The 16,231-nt window shown below is 70.4% G+C and carries 17 protein-coding genes and 1 pseudogene; 8 read left to right on the forward strand and 10 right to left on the reverse strand.

Annotated elements, in window-relative coordinates; all coding sequences use genetic code 11:
- The first annotated feature begins 11 nt into the window (after positions 1-11).
- On the forward strand, positions 12-2,786 hold the full coding sequence (locus ACFYM2_RS07500; RefSeq protein ID WP_388834139.1) for an AAA family ATPase: 2,775 nt from the start codon (positions 12-14) through the stop codon (positions 2,784-2,786).
- Positions 2,787-2,797: 11 nt separating this feature from the next.
- Here ACFYM2_RS07500 and ACFYM2_RS07505 read toward each other — a convergent pair whose 3' ends face one another.
- Positions 2,798-5,872: an AAA family ATPase gene (locus ACFYM2_RS07505; protein WP_388834140.1), complete on the reverse strand. Its 3,075-nt coding sequence runs from the start codon at positions 5,870-5,872 to the stop codon at positions 2,798-2,800.
- Between the two features lie 181 nt (positions 5,873-6,053).
- On the opposite strand from ACFYM2_RS07505, the gene ACFYM2_RS07510 reads away from it, so the two are divergent.
- Together ACFYM2_RS07510 and ACFYM2_RS07515 are read left to right on the forward strand one after the other, a co-directional pair.
- Positions 6,054-6,305, forward strand: coding sequence for a S1 RNA-binding domain-containing protein (locus tag ACFYM2_RS07510; RefSeq protein ID WP_359007867.1), 252 nt, complete (start codon positions 6,054-6,056; stop codon positions 6,303-6,305).
- A 640-nt stretch (positions 6,306-6,945) separates the two neighbouring features.
- Positions 6,946-7,133, forward strand: a pseudogene (locus tag ACFYM2_RS07515) (CorA family divalent cation transporter); the annotation flags it as partial.
- A 186-nt stretch (positions 7,134-7,319) separates the two neighbouring features.
- On the opposite strand, the gene ACFYM2_RS07520 reads toward ACFYM2_RS07515, so the two are convergent.
- The 3 genes from ACFYM2_RS07520 to ACFYM2_RS07530 form a co-directional block, all read right to left on the reverse strand.
- Positions 7,320-7,478 carry a hypothetical protein gene (locus tag ACFYM2_RS07520; RefSeq protein ID WP_388834142.1) on the reverse strand — a complete coding sequence of 53 codons (159 nt, stop codon included), beginning with the start codon at positions 7,476-7,478 and terminating at the stop codon, positions 7,320-7,322.
- Positions 7,479-8,027: 549 nt separating this feature from the next.
- A complete protein-coding gene (locus ACFYM2_RS07525) occupies positions 8,028-8,195 on the reverse strand; it encodes a hypothetical protein (protein WP_359007855.1) in 168 nt (55 codons plus the stop codon).
- 34 nt (positions 8,196-8,229) lie between these two features.
- On the reverse strand, positions 8,230-8,586 hold the full coding sequence (locus tag ACFYM2_RS07530) for a PRC-barrel domain-containing protein (RefSeq protein WP_359007852.1): 357 nt from the start codon (positions 8,584-8,586) through the stop codon (positions 8,230-8,232).
- Between the two features lie 311 nt (positions 8,587-8,897).
- Between ACFYM2_RS07530 and ACFYM2_RS07535 the strand changes: the two genes are divergently transcribed.
- The 4 genes from ACFYM2_RS07535 (at position 8,898) to ACFYM2_RS07550 (ending at position 11,044) form a co-directional block, all read left to right on the forward strand.
- Positions 8,898-9,149 (forward strand): hypothetical protein, encoded by a 252-nt coding sequence (locus ACFYM2_RS07535; RefSeq protein WP_359007851.1) that lies wholly within the window; start codon positions 8,898-8,900, stop codon positions 9,147-9,149.
- Between the two features lie 18 nt (positions 9,150-9,167).
- Positions 9,168-9,341 (forward strand): CsbD family protein, encoded by a 174-nt coding sequence (locus tag ACFYM2_RS07540; RefSeq protein WP_388834146.1) that lies wholly within the window; start codon positions 9,168-9,170, stop codon positions 9,339-9,341.
- Between the two features lie 53 nt (positions 9,342-9,394).
- The gene (locus ACFYM2_RS07545) at positions 9,395-9,757 is read left to right on the forward strand and encodes a PRC-barrel domain-containing protein (RefSeq protein WP_359007846.1); all 363 of its coding nucleotides are present in this window, start codon (positions 9,395-9,397) and stop codon (positions 9,755-9,757) included.
- A 432-nt stretch (positions 9,758-10,189) separates the two neighbouring features.
- Positions 10,190-11,044 carry a hypothetical protein gene (locus ACFYM2_RS07550; protein ID WP_388461981.1) on the forward strand — a complete coding sequence of 285 codons (855 nt, stop codon included), beginning with the start codon at positions 10,190-10,192 and terminating at the stop codon, positions 11,042-11,044.
- Positions 11,045-11,203: 159 nt separating this feature from the next.
- Here ACFYM2_RS07550 and ACFYM2_RS07555 read toward each other — a convergent pair whose 3' ends face one another.
- The 4 genes from ACFYM2_RS07555 to ACFYM2_RS07570 form a co-directional block, all read right to left on the reverse strand.
- Positions 11,204-11,608, reverse strand: coding sequence for a DUF1003 domain-containing protein (locus ACFYM2_RS07555; protein WP_359007840.1), 405 nt, complete (start codon positions 11,606-11,608; stop codon positions 11,204-11,206).
- Between the two features lie 197 nt (positions 11,609-11,805).
- Positions 11,806-12,222 carry a hemerythrin domain-containing protein gene (locus ACFYM2_RS07560; protein WP_388834148.1) on the reverse strand — a complete coding sequence of 139 codons (417 nt, stop codon included), beginning with the start codon at positions 12,220-12,222 and terminating at the stop codon, positions 11,806-11,808.
- Complete coding sequence (locus ACFYM2_RS07565; protein ID WP_359007834.1) at positions 12,186-12,734, reverse strand: ANTAR domain-containing protein; 549 nt, start codon at positions 12,732-12,734, stop codon at positions 12,186-12,188. Before ACFYM2_RS07565 ends, ACFYM2_RS07560 begins: the two co-directional genes overlap by 37 nt.
- 447 nt (positions 12,735-13,181) lie before the next feature.
- The gene (locus ACFYM2_RS07570) at positions 13,182-13,748 is read right to left on the reverse strand and encodes a DUF5994 family protein (protein WP_388834152.1); all 567 of its coding nucleotides are present in this window, start codon (positions 13,746-13,748) and stop codon (positions 13,182-13,184) included.
- Between the two features lie 336 nt (positions 13,749-14,084).
- Here ACFYM2_RS07570 and ACFYM2_RS07575 point away from each other — a divergent pair, with 336 nt between their 5' ends.
- The gene (locus tag ACFYM2_RS07575) at positions 14,085-14,564 is read left to right on the forward strand and encodes a DUF5994 family protein (RefSeq protein WP_388834154.1); all 480 of its coding nucleotides are present in this window, start codon (positions 14,085-14,087) and stop codon (positions 14,562-14,564) included.
- Between the two features lie 27 nt (positions 14,565-14,591).
- Here the strand turns inward: ACFYM2_RS07575 and ACFYM2_RS07580 are convergent, their stop codons facing one another.
- Positions 14,592-15,350 carry a GAF and ANTAR domain-containing protein gene (locus ACFYM2_RS07580; protein ID WP_359007822.1) on the reverse strand — a complete coding sequence of 253 codons (759 nt, stop codon included), beginning with the start codon at positions 15,348-15,350 and terminating at the stop codon, positions 14,592-14,594.
- An 11-nt stretch (positions 15,351-15,361) separates the two neighbouring features.
- Positions 15,362-16,228 (reverse strand): GAF domain-containing protein, encoded by an 867-nt coding sequence (locus ACFYM2_RS07585; RefSeq protein WP_388461974.1) that lies wholly within the window; start codon positions 16,226-16,228, stop codon positions 15,362-15,364.
- Positions 16,229-16,231 lie beyond the last annotated feature (3 nt).

Genomic DNA, 16,231 nt, shown 5'->3' on the forward strand with positions numbered 1-16,231 from the left:
CGAGGGCGGCCATGAGAGAGGGACCGGGGAGTACGGTGCTGGTCGGTCGGCAACGCGAACGCGAGCTGCTGGAGCGTGCCTTGGAGAGCGCGCGGTCATGTGCGGGCGGTTCGGCGACAGTGTTGCGGGGCGACGCGGGCATAGGGAAGACCGCCCTGATCGACTGGGCGGCCGAGCGCGCCGAGGGCGCGGGCTTCACCGTCCTGCGGGCCGCGGGCCACGAGTCCGACGTCGGTATCGCCTTCGGGGCACTGCGCCAGGTACTGCGGCCGCTGTGGAAGAGTTCCCGGGCGCTGCCCCGGCAGCAACGCGACGCACTCGAAAGGGCCCTCGGTCTGCGGGACGGGCTGCCTCCGAGCGGCTTCATGGTGGGTGCGTCCGCGCTGGCCCTGCTCGCGGAGGAAGCGCGTATCCGCCCGGTGCTGGTCCTCATCGACGACTCGCACTGGGTGGACTCCTCCAGCGCCACCGTCCTCGCCTTCCTGCGCCAGCGGATCGCCGGGCTGCGCGCGGCCATGGTGTGTACGACACGGGCCGAGAGCTCCGCGCCACAGGGGTGGCCCGTGCACGTGCTGGACGTCGAGGCTCTTCCTCCCGAAGACTCCCGCGCGCTGCTGCGGCACTGGCACCCGGGTCTCGCGGCGCCCACGGCCGAGCGGATCATGGAGGAAGCCGCGGGCAACCCCCTGGCCCTGGCCGAGCTGCCGGGCCAGCTGGCGCACGACCATCGCAGTGGTGCGGCGCCACTGCCGGACCGGCTGCCACTGGGGCAGCGCCTGGAGACGCTCTACGCGCAACGGCTGGACTCCCTGCCCCGCGAGGCGGCGCGGCTGCTCCTCCTCATCGCGCTGTGCCGCCCCGGCAGCGGGGGCGCGCACGACCCCCGTCACGAGTGCACGGAAGAACTCCTCGATCGCATTGAGGCGAGCGGCCTCGCACGCATCGACGCAACGGGGGCTCTGGCCTTCCGTCACCCACTGGTACGCAGCGCCGTGATCACCTGCGCATCGGAGGCGGAGCTACGAGCCGCGCACCGGAGTCTGGCGGAGCGGCTGGCCGAGGACGATCCTCGCCGACTGCCGCACGAGGCAGCCGCCGCGGCGGGGCCGGACGAAAAACTCGCCGCCCGCCTCCAGGAAGCCGGGGAACGCATCGCGCTGCGTGGCGGCGACGCGGAGGGCGCCCTGCTCCTCGACCGCGCGGCGGCCCTCAGCCCCGACCCCGGCAGTCGTGCGGCGCGGTTGACCTGGGCGGCCGTGATGTCGGCCAGGGGCGGCCGTCTCGCCTGCGCGGCGAGCCGGGTGAGCGAGCTCCGACGAGGGACCGTACCCCCGGACATCGCGCCGCTGTTCGCCTACGCCGTCGTCTACGTCGATCAGAGCCACCACGTCGACTTCGACTCCTCCTTCGACCTGCTGCCCCCGGCACTGGCCACCCTCACCGCCCCCGGCGCCTCCGCCTCCGGGGACCTCGTCGAGCAGATCGTCTTCAAACTGCTGCTGGCCTCCGCGTACACCGGTGACCCCCGTGGCTGGGAAACCCTGGAACGGTACGCGGAGCACCTCTCCCCCGCTGCCCGACTGTGCCTGCGTGCCTGGATCGATCCGGCCCGTACGGCTCACGGCGTGGCAGCGGAACTACGCTCTCTCACAGCTCATTTGACGGCTCATCAGGACACAAGCAGTGCTTGGATCCTCCTGTGGGCGGCGACTGCGGTGGATGCCGCCGACGCCGACCTGTGGCGACTCTTCGGGGGGCACGCATACGCCACGCGCGGCTCTGTCGCGAAGGCGAAGTCATACCAGGCTTTCCTGCGTGGGCAGTGGGGAGCAGCCGACGACTGCCTGCGCGAGGCGGAGACGGCACAGGAGCTGGGCTACCACTGCAACGCCCTGCTGTTCCGCCACTATTACGCCCACTTCCTCGCGGGCCGCGGCGACACGGACGGGCTGCGGGCCGTGCGGGCGCGGATCGCGCCCGCAGCTTCGCGGGCCAGGATGCGGTTCGTCACGGACCATCTGGACCACCTTGACGCGCTTGCCGCCCTGGCCCACGGGCGCTACGGGGAGGCATACGCCCTGCTGCGCCGCCTCATGCCGCCAGGTCGACTTCCGTACGGCATGGCCTGGTTCCATCTCCCGTTCTTCGACTTCGTCGTCGCGAGCCTGCGCTGCGGGCGCTTGACGGAGGCCTTGGCGCACGTGGCCGCGGGGCGGGAGGCCCGTATGGACGAGGTTTCCGCGCACCACGCCTTCCTGCTGGCCGCGGCAACCGCCATGACGACCGCGGGCCACGTCGACAGCGATGGCAAGAGCCGAGGTACCGACGCGGCGGACGCGGCTTTCGCGGCGGCCTACGCCGTTCCGGGCGCCACCCAGTGGGTCCTGGATCTTGCCCGCCTCCGGCTGGCACACGGCACCTGGTTGGGCCGCACGGGCCGGCACGCCGAGGCACGCGACGCACTGGAGGCCGCCGCCGACACCTTCCGACAGCTGGACGCCGATCCCTGGGTACAGCAGTGTCAGGCCGAACTCCGCACCCTTGAGGCCGCGTTGGCCCCCAGAACGGTCGGTCCGAACACGCTCACGGCCCAGGAGACGCGCATCGCCCGCTTGGCGGCCACCGGCCTCACGAACAAAGAGATCGGCGCCGCACTGCACCTGTCCCCCCGCACCATTGGGGCGCACCTCTACCGGATCTTCCCCAAATTGGGAATCACCTCGCGGGCAGCGCTCGCGAGAGCTCTGCCACCGGCCGGCCCGGAGGTGCACCAGGACCGGCCGTAGTGTCCGGGGCACTAGGGCCGACCGCCCCGTCCGGGACGCCCTTGCCGACCTCGGGGACCGGTGGGCCGTGCGTTCCGGGTCTCTTCCAGAGCCCGGGCCACGCCGGCCCGTGTCGTGACGCCGAGCTTCGGAAACGCCTTGTACAGGTGCGAGCCGACCGTGCGTGGCGAAAGGCCGAGCAGATCTCCGATCTGACGGTTGGTCAATCCTCTCGACGCATACTCGGCCACCCTCAACTCCTGTGCGGAGAGCAGAGGATGAAACGCTTCGCTCCCCTCGACACACTCGGCCGCCTCCACCGTCGGATCCAGTTCGCGGGAGGCTCGCCGGGCCCACGGAGCGGCTTCGAGTCGGGTGAAGACGGCGTACGCGCTCCGAAGGTGGGCCATGGCGGCCGTCGGCGCGTGCCGGCCGGGACTCGACCGTCGCAGTCGCACACCGTGCGCCAGACGCGCGCGGGCGAGTGGGAAGGGCCACTGCTCCGCGCCGGGCGTCGCGTACACCGCCGCGAACCTCGCTTCGGCCTCCTCATCCGTGGCGGCGAGGGCGTCGGCAACGGTCATGAGAAAGGCGTGGTGGGCCGAGGCGGGGGCGCCCCCGGCCGCCCGCACTGCCCTGAGGTGGCGCCGGGCATCCTCTGAGTGACCACTCTCGACCGCCGCCTGGACCCAGTCGACGAGGGTCAGATGGAACCAGGGGGCCCGGGGCGGTACCACCCCGGGCGCGGCCAGGGACCGAGCGAGCCGCCATGCCTCGTCGGCCCGCCCCTGGCCGAGCGCACGCAGCAACTGGAGGCCGTGCAGGCGCTCGGTGATCGCGCGCAGATGCCGCGCTCCCGCGTGCGCACTGAGGGCGGACTCCAGCGCGGTGAGGCTACCGTCGTGCCCACGTGCGGCATGGACCTGGCCAGCGTTCAGCAGGAAGAGCATCTGGTTGAACGCATGGCCGTGGCTCGCAGAGGTGTCCGCGCCGCGGCGGGAGAGGGCAAGGGTCTCCTCCCAGCGGCCACACAGAAAGGCATCGTGGGCGCGCAGGGCATCGATGAAGTCCTGGGTGGCGAAGGTGTGACGACGCGCGAACGGAGCCACCAGGGCGTCGTACTCACCGACCGCGTCGAGGCCGGCGGCCGCCCACAGCAGGAACCAGGCGGCAGGGGTCTCGCGATCCTCGGGCAGCGCGGGGACCGTCTCCCGCAGGCGCGCCGACATGTCGAACGCGTCGGGGCCGGTCCGCGAGGAGCCCGACCATGCCCGCAAGCACACCAGGGCAGGCCCGGAGACAGCAGTGGCGTGCCGCTCGACCGCGGCCCACGCCCGCTCGTCGCCGCAGTGCACGGCGACGACCACGAGAAGGAAGAAGACCGCTTCGAGCAGCCCCGGGCGCTCGTGCCGCCCGGCCGGCGGCGCCAACAGGTCGAGGGCGCCGGGAAGCAGCTCGATCGAGGGCGTCGGGTCACCGTCCAGCTGGAGCCTCGTGTACGCGACGGCGAAGGCGTAAGCGGCAGCGGGCTCCGGCCTGCCGGGCCTGGCCTCGGCCTCGGCCGCCGAGACGAGCTCCGCCGACCGGCCCAGCCGTCCCCCAGCGGCAGCCATGACCGCGGCGGCGACCAGCCGCGCGGCCCTGGTCCCCGAGTCCGGGCTGAGACCCGCGGCACGCGCCATCATGTCCGCGGCCTCGGCATCGCCGCCCTGGGCGGCCATGCTGTCGGCCTTCGCATGCAGGAGTGAGGCCAGCGCCGCGTCAATGCCGACCGCCGACGCCGCCAGATGAATGATCCGCTGCGGGTGCGTCGCGGGCATGTCGTCGGCGAGGAGCCGATGACCGGCACGACGCTCGGCCGGAGAGGCCATGTGGACAAGGCCGGCCCGCACGAGCGGATGACGGAACACCAGGCTGCCCTCAGCCGTGTCCGGGTGCGCCAAGCCGGAATCCCGGATGTGCTCCAGGACCTTCGCCCAGCGCATCTCCGTTCGCTGCCCAGCCAACTCTCGCAACACGGACAGGCGCTGTCCGTACGTGCCCCCCAGGGCCGCGACGAGCAAGAGGTACTGGATGCCGTCCGGCAGGGCGCGCACCCGGTCCTCGTACAGTCCCCCGAGACGGGTTCCGAGCGGCAGCCCACCGAAGGGCCCCGCGACGGCATCAGTCGTCGGGGAGTCCGCCCGGAACGCGGGGTGGTCCGGAGCCACCGAGCGCAGCTGCGCGGGCAGCTCGTGCAGGGCGAGCGGGTTTCCGCCGGCCGCGCGCAGCACCCGGCCGCGCGCCGTCTCGGGCAGCCACGGGTGGAGGGTCCGCAGCAGTTGCTCGGACTCCCGATCATTCAGGGGCTCCAGGTCGACCATCCGGCCCGGCAGACCGTCGGCAGCGCTCTCCCGCGTGGTCCCGATCAGAACGAGCGGCAGCGGGGCCAGATGCCTGCGCAGGTAGCCGAACACCGCGATGCTGGACGGATCGGCCCATTGCAGATCGTCCAGGAGGAGCACGACGGGCCGACGGGTGGCGGCATGGGCGAGCAGCGCGAGCGTGGCACCCGCCACCGCGAATCCCTCGGGCGGGACCCCGTCGCGCACCCCCAACGCCCGCTCCAGAGGCTCCCGTTGAGACTCGGCCAGATCCTGCACCTCGTCGAGCACCGGCCAGAGCACCTGGTGCAGCGCGGCGAACGGCAGCCCCGACTCCGTGGGCGCCCCGGTCATCCGCAGTACCCGCAACCCGATCCGCCGCGCCGCTTCCTCCCCCGTATCGAGCAGCGCGGTCTTCCCCATACCGGGGTCCCCCCGCAACAAGACCGCTGTGCCGCCCCTTTGTACCTCTGCCAGCGCACCCTCAATGACTGCTGTCGGCTCGTCGCGCCCCACCAGCCTGTCCGCGGCCCCACCAACAGCACCCACGACCGGCCACTCCTCCCACCCCCACCGAGCCCTCACCCAGGAGACCAGATCTAACCTCATCGCCCTCGTCCGACAAAGCTGACTCCGAGGCCTTCGACCGGAGCCGGCTCGTTGGACGCTGAGCGCTCGGGCAGTGTCGGCAGGCTCAAATATCGGAAGTGCGAAATAGCGTCTGGGCCGTGACGTGCCCGTCATCCCTCCGCCGGAGCTGTCCTGGAGATGGATCTCTTGCTGTCATGAAGCTGTGCCGCTGGGGCAGCGCCTGGCCGCCGAGGTCTTGGCCCTGGATACCGAGATGCGTGGTCAGGCGGTGCTGTCCCTGGCAGCCATCCAACCGAACCCGTGGAGTCTCTGAGCCGGTCGCGCCGACAGCGTTATCCGGGCCCGGGTCACGAAGCTGGTTCCGTTCGGGATCCTCGTGCGGCCTGATGATGGGATCGCAGGGCTCGTGCATCGCTCTGAGCCACCACCAGCAGAGCCGGGCCTGGCGGCTCGACTCGGTGATGAGATGACTGTGCGAGTCACTGAGGTCGGTGTGCCTATGCGGCCTATCCGTCTGTCACTTGAAGGAACGGACGATCTCAGAACGTGCCCGGGAATCGACGCGCCGCCGTGGCCGCGACCCTGACGGCTCCCACAGCCCACCGTTCGAAGCCCCAGGAGGAGAGCGGGCTCAGCTCGATTGAGCCGCAGGAGGAAAGAGCTGCCCAGCGCCCCGACAGGCCCCAACCGAATCCCGTAGCAACGCCCGCGTTCGCACCCTACGGTCGCTGTATGGCCACCGAGGACGGGAACTCAGGTCAGCTCGACATCACCGCGATACTCCAAGGCCCAGTGCCTGCAAGGCAGCACGCGACGTCATCACCACCGGCGGCGAGGTTACGCTCTTCGACTGACGGCCGGCACCGGCAGGCAAAGTGTCGCGCTCCAAAGCAAGCCGGATTGCGGTGGGTCTCGCCACGTGGTCGCTCTGCTCGGCCGCGCAACCCAGCCCAGACGAGCCGGCGCGCAATCCGCGCACCCTCCCGGCCGAGCGCCCTCAGATACTGGGCGTAGCCGCCGTGCAAGGCGGGCTGGGCACGATGTAGCGCCCTGAGCGCGCCTCGACTGGGGAGAATCTGGGGAGAATGAAGGCCCGTTGGGGAGCGGCCGGGGAGGATCGGCTGCACAAACGGGTAGCACGGCGAAAGACCCTGAAAGGCCGAGCACCGCAGCTCAGACCGCCAATGCAGGCGATTTCTGCAGGTCACCGACGTGAGGATGACGTCTTCAAGAAGATCTCGTCTTGGGCGGGGCTATTTTGTTTGCTCCCACGTTGGTGGGAACGATCTACGGGATGAACTTCGAGCGGATGCCGGAGCTTGGGTGGGCGTACGGGTATCCGTTCGCGATCCTGTTGCTGGCGGGGGTGTGTGTGAGTCTGTACTTCATCTTCAAACGGCGGCATTGGCTGTAGGCGGCAGCGCGACCACGTTGAGCGGCCCGGCATCCGTCCAGGCCTCCGTGACGCGTCCCCGTACGTCAACGCCCTGGCTCTGACTGGGCGTTGACGGGGCACCTGGTGCGGAGGCGACCGGCGAGGTTCGGCGTCAGGTACGGATGCGGTTCGTCAGGTACGGATGCGGATACGGCCGCGCGCCCTTCAGCGAAGGCGGTGGTGCGGTCGCAGTCGCCCCCGGCCGCCTTCACGGTGGTCGCGCCGCGCGGGGCGACCGGCCGGGTCGGCGAGTTCCGGCGGCAGGCGGCCGTACCGCCAGGTGGAGAGGTGCTGGTTGAGCTGTGCGTCGCGCAGATGGATCACGAATGCCTCCCATGTGATCAGCCCAAGGATTCCGCCGTGGTGGCGAGGAAAGTGGTTACGGGGCGCACCTCGCCGTCGGGCCGGCCGCCTTCGGTGCGTGCACCACAGGTGCGAGAGCCAGGCGGGCCTGCGGCGGGGACGTACCCGCAGAGGTGGCCGACAAGTGCCCGGTGGGGGTCAAGCGTTCGATGGCCGTCGTCATGGTGGGGACCCGTCCCCGGACAGGCGGTCCGCCTGCCCGGCCCGGTGGTACGCCGGGAACGGCACCGGCATGAACGCCAACGCGCGAAAGGCTCTCGGTGCTTTGAGACTACTCCGCGCACCGTCTTGTGCGGGCGGTGCGGACCTCGCGGTTTCCCCGGGAGGCCCGCACTTACTGAATTGGTCCCGGCGGCACGCACGAGCCCCTGCCCTCCTGTTCATCCCGCTCATCCCGCCCTGCTTCATTCACAAAGTCGACGCCCGGCTCTTTTCCGGGCAGCCCCGCCGGCGTCGTACTACCCGGCGGACCGGCTCGGATCGACATCGCAAGCGGCCGCCCGCGCGCGGTCAGCGCACCCGGTGTCGGCCGGAGCGCCGCAAGCGCACCGCGAGATGAACCAGCGCGCCGGCGAACAGCACGATCGCGATGAACAGCAGATACAGCAGTCCGTGTGCGAGCACGCCGATGACGCCGAGCACGATCGCCGCGATGACCAGGAGCAGGAAAAAGACCATGACGCGTAAGCCTCCTCGGCCGATGCCAGGCGTTCTATCGACGGGCGAGCTGCCGCTCACCGCCGGCACCTGGCTGGTAGGTCAGGCCGTAGTGCGCGAAGACCGCCGCTTCGTCCTCGGCGGGCAGCACGTCGTCCGTGCCGATCGGCGGGCACTTCTTCACCAGCGCCTTGTCGTAGGCGACCTTCACATAGCCCGGCCCGACGATCGTGTCGTCCAGGGGTACGAAGACCAGCCGGTGTCGCGTGGGCAGGCCCACCCGCACGGTGGCCATGGCCGGCTCGTCGGTACGGGTGTCCACATAGACCGCCTCCAACGAGCCGATTCGGTGCCCGTCCCGGTCAATGACGCCCTGGGTACGCCACTCACGGATGTCCGCGGCTTGGATCACCTTCAACCCCTACACCCTCGACGGTGACTCCCGGTTCCCTGCTCAAGTCTGCTGCCGCGCGTCCACGTGCGCCATAGTGCGGGCAGTCAATCGAAAGTGTCCGCCCGGTCCGGCACGTCCCCGGCAAGTCGCGGGCACCGCGACGCCGGCCTCGCGCAGCCATTGACAGGGCATGCGGCGAGGCGTTGAGTGGCGGATAGGGCGCTGGGCCATGACGCTCCGGAATCTCCGGGCGCGACCCGCTGCCACTCGCTTCGCCGGGACCCCGCGGAACGCAGAGCGCACTCCTCCTGCGAACCGGAGGTCCGGTCATGCTTCTCTGGATCGTTCTGATCGTGCTGGTCCTGGGGTTGTTCGGGTTCGGCTTCACCCTGCACGTCCTGTGGTACGTCGCCGCGGCGCTGCTGGTTCTGTGGGTCATCGGGTCCTTCACGGGCGGCCGTACGGGCTCGGGCCGCACCCCCGGCCATGGTCCACCAGCCACCCCCTATCCCCCGCCTGCCCGTCCTCGCGTCCGCGAGACGGGTGACCTGTGCCGGGGGACCCTCCCGGTGCCCCGCTGAACGAGAAGAGGGTCCGTCATGGGCCTCGCCGACAAACTCAGGAACAGCTCTCAGTCGCTCATCGGGCGGCTGAAGGAACGAACCGGCCGAGCCGTCGGCAACAGGCGGCTCAAGAAGAAGGGCCGCCGCGAACAGGCCGGCGGCGACCTGAAGCAGGCCGGAGAGAAGGCCAGGGACGCTTTCCGGGACTGAACACGATCAAACGTCCCACTCCCCCCAGAACTACTCGACGAAGGGGCACCTCAATGAACGAGAACGTATGGGCATACCGGCCGATCGCTTCCCACCGGTCCGGCATGGATCTGACCGGCTACAAGGTCGAGGCGAGTGACGGCAGCATCGGCAAGGTCGACAAGCACTCCGAGGACGTCGGCGCCGCGTACATCGTCGTCGACACCGGAACATGGATCTTCGGCAAGGAGGTCCTCCTGCCGGCCGGGGTCGTGGCGCGCGTCGACCGGCAGGAGAAGAAGGTCTACGTCGACCGCACCAGGGACCAGATCAAGCGCGCACCCGAGTTCGACAAGGAGAAGCACCTCGGCAACCCGGACTACCACCAGGAGGTCGGGACCTACTACGCACACCCGCGTCCGCGACCGACGATGTAGCGCGTCCGGCCTCCCCGCCAGGAATCGCGATCTGGGTGCCCGGCCTTACCGGCCGGGCACCTGCCGTTGGTCCGGCCGGTACCGTCACAGTCCTTGCTGCCGACCGACGCGGCCGGCCGCGGTAGCGGTCGCCGACGCCGGAACTGGGCCTTCGAAGAACGCTCCCGCGAAATGCGTCGGCGAGGTCGCGCACATCCTCGCGCGGGGCCGGTCCGGTTCGGGGGCGCCGACCGCCGAAAGGCCCGCACGGGGAGGGGCGGGTACGTCGGGCGACGGGACCAGGTCCTCGGCGGGGGAACGGGGACTGTCCGCGTGAACGGCTCGGGATGTCTCGTGGAGGTGCAGCATGGAAGGAGGGGAAACCTCAGCCCTCCCGGGTGACAGCTCCAAGAGCTCCACCGCGCCGGGCTTCACCAATCGGGACGGACGCGGATGGCTGTTCAGAGGTACACGGCACAGGAAATCGTCCGCGAGAACGTGCGGCGCAAGGCGACCGGGATGACCCGCGAGCAGGTGGCGGCGGAGACCAGGACGGCACGAGGCTGGGAGCACCGGACCGAGCGGGGCCCGCAGGAGCTGGGAGGTCTTGCGGCGGGGCGGCTGGAGACGCTGCGGCTGGCGCGGTGGAAGCACGCGGAGTGGCGCCGGATCGGCTCTGTGATGACCGAGGAAGCGATGGACCTCTACGCACCGGAGCGCGATACCAGGGTCCAGGAGCTGGAGCTGCTGCGTCTGGAGAGAGTGGCGGCCGAGACTGAGGCCGCGGAGCGGGAGGGGCGCGGGCCGGTCACGGTCGAGGAGAACCGGGTCTACCGGGTCGTGGCGGAACGCGTCAGCGCCTCCCTGCCCGGTGTCTTGTCCGTCACCGTGCACCTGGAGGCGCCGTCGGTGGCCGAGGCCGCGAGGTCCGCCCTGCGGGAGAACGAAGGGGAGGGCGGACTGTACGGAGTCGGTCGGTACCGGATCATCCGCGTGGAAGAGGATCTGCTCGGCGCCGATGGCGAGCTGGAGGCGCTGCGGGCCTTCGTCCAGCGTGCGGCGCGCTCGGCTCGCGCCCACAGCACCGCTCGCCGCCGGGCCCTGGAGGCGCTGGGGGAGGCCGGGCACCTGTGCAACGCCACCACGGTCCACTGCCCCTCCGGGGTCAGGCTCACCTGCACCCGGGAGGCGGGCCACTACAACGCGCAGGACCGACCGGCTCGCGGCCGCCCAGGCGGATGGCACATCGCGGACACCACCACGTGGACCGACGAAGAAGCGGAGTCCACCCCGCACCGGCCCGCCTGACCCCGCCCGCCAACTGCCTGCCGCCGCCCACCGGTTGGTCCGGCACCGTCTCATCGGCACGACCCTCCGGTTGGGGTGGAACGGAAGACGCGGCGGCTTCGGACTGTGACCGGCCGTGCCGCCATCCGCCGACGCTTGCGGCCGGACCGAGGGGACAGGCTACTGCTGCTCGGGCTCCGCCATCAGCCGGCGGTGGAGTTCGGCGGTCATCGTGTGGATGGCCCGCGTCAACTCGGTGTTGGTCTTGAGTTCCAGTTCCTGCTCGACGAAGTCGTGATCGGCCTTGGCCTGCTGGAACTCCGCCTGCCGATTCTGGCCGATCATGACGAACGTGGAAAGGAAGATCGCCTCCAGGGACACGACGAGGGTCAGCGTGGGCCACGGGGTGGATTCCACGAAGAGCATCCAGACAGCGAAGCCGAGCGCGTGGAGATATACGAACACCATGGAGCCCGCGAACTTGGTGATCGCATCAGCGATGCGCAGTTGGAGGTCACCAGCACGGCTGGATCGATGGGCGACGACGACCGGGTGGTGCCGCGTCGTGCCGTCGGGTTCGCTCATCTGCTCCGGCCCGCTTCCCTGAGTCGACATCGCAGCTGTGCCTGATGGGGCTGGATGATGTCAGATGCTCCGAGGGACAGTCTGCCCGTGCTCCTCGGACGGCACACGGGATCAGCCGAACTGGGCGCCCCGGAGGGCCGGTTGGACGGCTCGCCGCGCGCGGCGGCCAGGCGGCGGCCATCGCGCCGGGCGGTGGCTCAGTGCCGCACGACTCGGCGGACGTGGTCGATGTTCCCGCAGTCCTCGGCCAGATACTTCTCCCGCTGTCTGGTGAAGGCTTCGCCGAGCTCGGCACGGCGTGCGTCGGGAACGTCGCGCCGTGCGCCGTCGAGGATGGTCTCCTCCTCGTCGACGTGATGGGAGACCGCTTCCACGAGCCTCGCCAGCTTCTCGCCCCACGCCTGGGAGCCGATCTCGGTGACTTCCAGAAGAGCCAGCAGTGCCTCGTTGCCCTCGGCATGCTCGGCCACGCCTTGGTCCACCTCGTCGTCGTCGACCTTCTTGAACCGCTTCAGCGCCGGGTACACCTCGCTCTCCTCCGCCTGGCCATGGGCGACGAGCAGGCCGGCGAGCACCTTCAGCGCGCCGGCCCGGTCCGCCTCCACGCTGCGCATCCGCCGGAGCAGCCTTCCATGGTGCGGTGGTCCTCGAGGAGCACCGCGACGACATCCTGGTCCCCGGGCACGGTGCTCTCCTCGCCTCGCGGAACTGACGGCTTCCGGGATGCCACCGGCAGGGCAGCCGGCTCCTCATGGCCGCTGGACGCCCGAAGGCGGCTCAGGGCAGCATGGAGAACGTGCCGCATGTCAGCGGGCATCTCCTTGCCCTCGGCTGTGGCGACCAGGACCGCGGCGACATCCCCGAGCTGGACGTCGCAGTGCTGCGAGACGTCCACCAGCAGCTCCCGGGCCCTCTCGCCGGAGCACGGGGCCATCACGGTCAGCATGCCGCACGCCTGGTCGATCGCCGCGCGAGCGACCAGATCCCGGAGCAACCGCTCAGACCGGGCGCGTAGTTCGATGACTTCCACCACCAGCGCCGCGTCTCCCGACCAGGTGATGGATGCCGCTCCAAGTTCCTCATGGACCGTGATCTCATCCCGCGCGGTGTCCCCTGACCCGGTCACCGTTGACGCTCGCGATCCCGGCGGTCACCGCGAAGCCACCGGCCCCGACGCCGGCGGTCGTACCGGCGTCCCCACCGGTCCTCGCGCTCCCGGAACTCACGGTAGTTCCGGAACCCGGCAGCATCCCCGCGGTCCCATCCTCCGTATCCGCCTCGCCCGTGGCGGAAGAGGCCGAAGACCACCACAGTGCCCAGCACCCACCACAGGGCATTCACGAATCCGAGACCGAAGAGGGCCAGGACCAGAAGAACAAGCAGCACGATCATGACGGGCCTCCGGACACGGAAGGGATCATCGCAACCGGGGACTGGGGCCTGACTCCAACAGCCTAGTCCTGTAAGGGGGTTGCGCATACCCGGCGTCGATGGCTCGACGTCGTCAGGGATTTCGTGTTGATCAGGACGATGATCGCCGCGATGAGAACGACGGTCTCCATGGTCCTCACCTTCACGCGTGCGTGGGCGCAGGACCGGACCGGCATCCCATCGGGTAGCCGAACGGGGACACGCACGCCCCGCCTTCGGCCTCCCAGGCGTCCTCTCCGCCCCGGGCTTCCACGGCGCCACCGGTCACGGCCTCGGCGGTCAGCAACGCGCCGGCGGTGAGGACGCTCCCTGGGAGCGCCGCGGCGGACATCAGCTGAGCCGCGGCGGCCGGCTCGGTCTCCGGCGGGATCACGAGAAGGTCCCAGCGGCCGGCTCCACGGGAGAGCAGGATCACTTTGTCCGGGTCCTGCTCGGTGAACCAGCCCACGTGCAGGGTGTGCCCCGTGACGGGCACCTTGTGCGGGATCACGGGCCAGTGAGTGGGGTTCACCGTGACGCGAGTGACGCGGCCCCAGGTCTCGTCCAGGGCATCGAGGAGTGCCGGAAATTCGGCGTCGAGGTTGCGGGAGCGGGGCCACCACGCGCCGTCCAGCCGGCCGGCGAGCGTGGTCCTGGGCGTGAGGGACAGTCGTGCCGGTAGCGGTGGGGCGAGGACGCGGAGCGCCGCGCTGTCGAGGGTGACGGTCATGGCGCCAACCTGCCCCCGGGCCCGTCTTCGACAGCCCGGTGCTCATGATCGCCGGAAACGACATCCGCGTGGGAGCGGGCGTACGAAATGCTCCCGGTGCCCTCACTCTACTCCGGTCCTTGGCTCCCGAGGCGGCCGTGCGACCAGGCATCTCCCGGGAGGTCACGGACGGGCATATCGGGATGGGCGGCGCCGATCCTCCTGGCAGGTACGGGGGTACCGGGTACCGGGAGTACAGTGAATCAAGGGCGGCATTTCACCGGCCACCATCGCGGTGCCGACGTCAGTACGGGCGGAAACGATGTGTCGCCGCACCTCGCGGACAGGCGAACCATCATGGCCGAATCCGACACCCACACTCCAGCGAAGCTGCTTCCGGACGCCATTCACCAGGCGGTGAAACCCGGAACGGCCCTCCTCCGGCTGGAGACGACGCAGTCCCGTGAAGGCCTCCTGGACGGCGCGTGGTGGCCTCGATCCCGTGACATCGCGGCAGAATTGCCGGCTCTGATCACCGCGCTCACCGAGCACATCGGCCCCATCACCCGCGTGGGCCTGGATGCCACCGCCTGGAACGAGATCCCGACGCGCCTGGTGATTGACGACCGGGTCGTACACCTGGACTCCTTTCCGGTCGGTGACGACACCGTCCTCATCACCCGCGGTCACAACGACCACTTCGCGCTGCTCGTGGTCCCTCCGGACGCGGGCGTCGAGGCCGCGCGCGCCGCCATGGCCCGTGCCGTCCGCGCCGACAACACGACCCAGGCCGCACAACTCCTCCTGGCCACCCAGGAACAGCCCGCTGCCCGATAGCCGCCGGGCCGCTGCGGCCAAGCGGGATCAGAGCTCGTCGCCCGCGGCCGGCCTCCAAGGGTCCGGCCAGTCCGGTACCGGGCGCCCCTCGACCACATCGCGGGCCACGTCCGCGATCCTCAGATGACGGGACCGCGTGTAGCGGCGCAGCAGATCGAAGACCGTGTCCATGGGGAGACCCATGCGCGTGGCTAGGATGCCCTTGGCCTGTTCGATGACGATCCGGCTCGTCAGAGCGTGTTCCAGCTGAGCGGCCAGGGTGCGGCTCCTGGCCAGCTCCCGTTCCCGCACGAGGGCGATCGCGGCGGCGTCGGCCAGGGACTGTCCTATGGCGAGGGCGTCCGCGGACAGCGGGACCGACGTGCCGCGCAGCAAAACGAGTGCACCCACCGGCTCGTCCTGCCAGCGCAGAGGCAGCGCCGCGACACCGGTGAATCCCAGCGCCCGTGCTCGTGCGGAGTACCGCGGCCAGCGCAGCCGGGCCCGTGTCTCCTCGAGAGCGGTGTCGGGTAGGAGCTCGCCCGTCCGGTGACAGTCGTGGCCGGGCCCCTCCCGCCGGTCGGCCGCGTCCAGTTCCAGCCGTCGCACACCCGGATCCGAGGCTCCCGCCCGGACGCCTTTGTGTGCGTCGGTGGCGACGAGCACCGCGCCCGCGGCGCCGGCACCCAGCAATTCGACGCTGCGGTGCGCCAGTGTGGTCAAGAAGTCCCCGGTGTCGAAGGCATCGCCCCAGGACTGGGCGAGCATCACGAAGGTGTCGGCCAGTCGCTGATCCGGCGTGGGCATCGGACTTCCCCTCAGTAGTGGAGCTTCAGATCTCCGGACACAACGCGGCTCGCCACCGACTCGGGGGGCTCTCCCCAGCTGAAGGCCCGCGCCTTGATGAGCGACAGCGCGTTGTCGAGCGAACAGTGGATCTGCTCGGACAGCATCCCGGCAGCTTGGTGCACCACTGCCCGGTGGTCCGTCTCGCCGTACAGACCGGGGTCGGCGTCCGGGCCGAGGAGCATGCTCTCCGCCAGGGCGTCGGCCACCTTGCCGAAGACCCCGGACTCGGCGAGGCCGGGGCGGGGATCGAAGACCGTGAGGGCTCCGAGGCAACCGGCCCGCGACGGCAGCGGCAGTGCGATCACCGAGACAAGGCCCAGCTCGGCGAGACGTGCGCCGTAGCCGGGCCAGCGCTCCTCCATCGCGAGTCCCGAAACGCGTACCGTCCGAAGGCTCTCGGCGGCGTCCCGGGTCGGCCCCATACTGAGTACGAACTCCAAGTCCTGTGCGCTGCGGGCGAGTTGGTCGGACGTGGCCAGAGCGAGCTGAGCCATGTCCGCCCCCACCAGAGTGAGAGCGGCACTGGAGGTGCCGCAGGTCTCCGCGACCGCCGCCATGAACAGATGGCGCGATCCGCTCCCCGCGGACCGCCGGTTGGCCAATCCATCGGCGTACTTCTTCTGGAGCTGCGCCGCGATGAGATGACGCTCGGCGACCCTGCGGTGCGTCGCCGCCATGGCCACATGGAACTCGCGTCCCGTCTCCCCCGCCAGCCGCTCGTGCCGCTCGGCGGACACCCGCTGGCGCGCCGCGCGCTCGGCGGCAAGAGCGGCCCGCCGCAGCGCGACGGCGATCTGCCCGTCCGCCGAGTGTGAACTCCCGCTCTGTGCGGTCATGTT

The organism is Streptomyces sp. NPDC006711, from assembly GCF_042869775.1.
Lineage (GTDB): Bacteria > Actinomycetota > Actinomycetes > Streptomycetales > Streptomycetaceae > Streptomyces.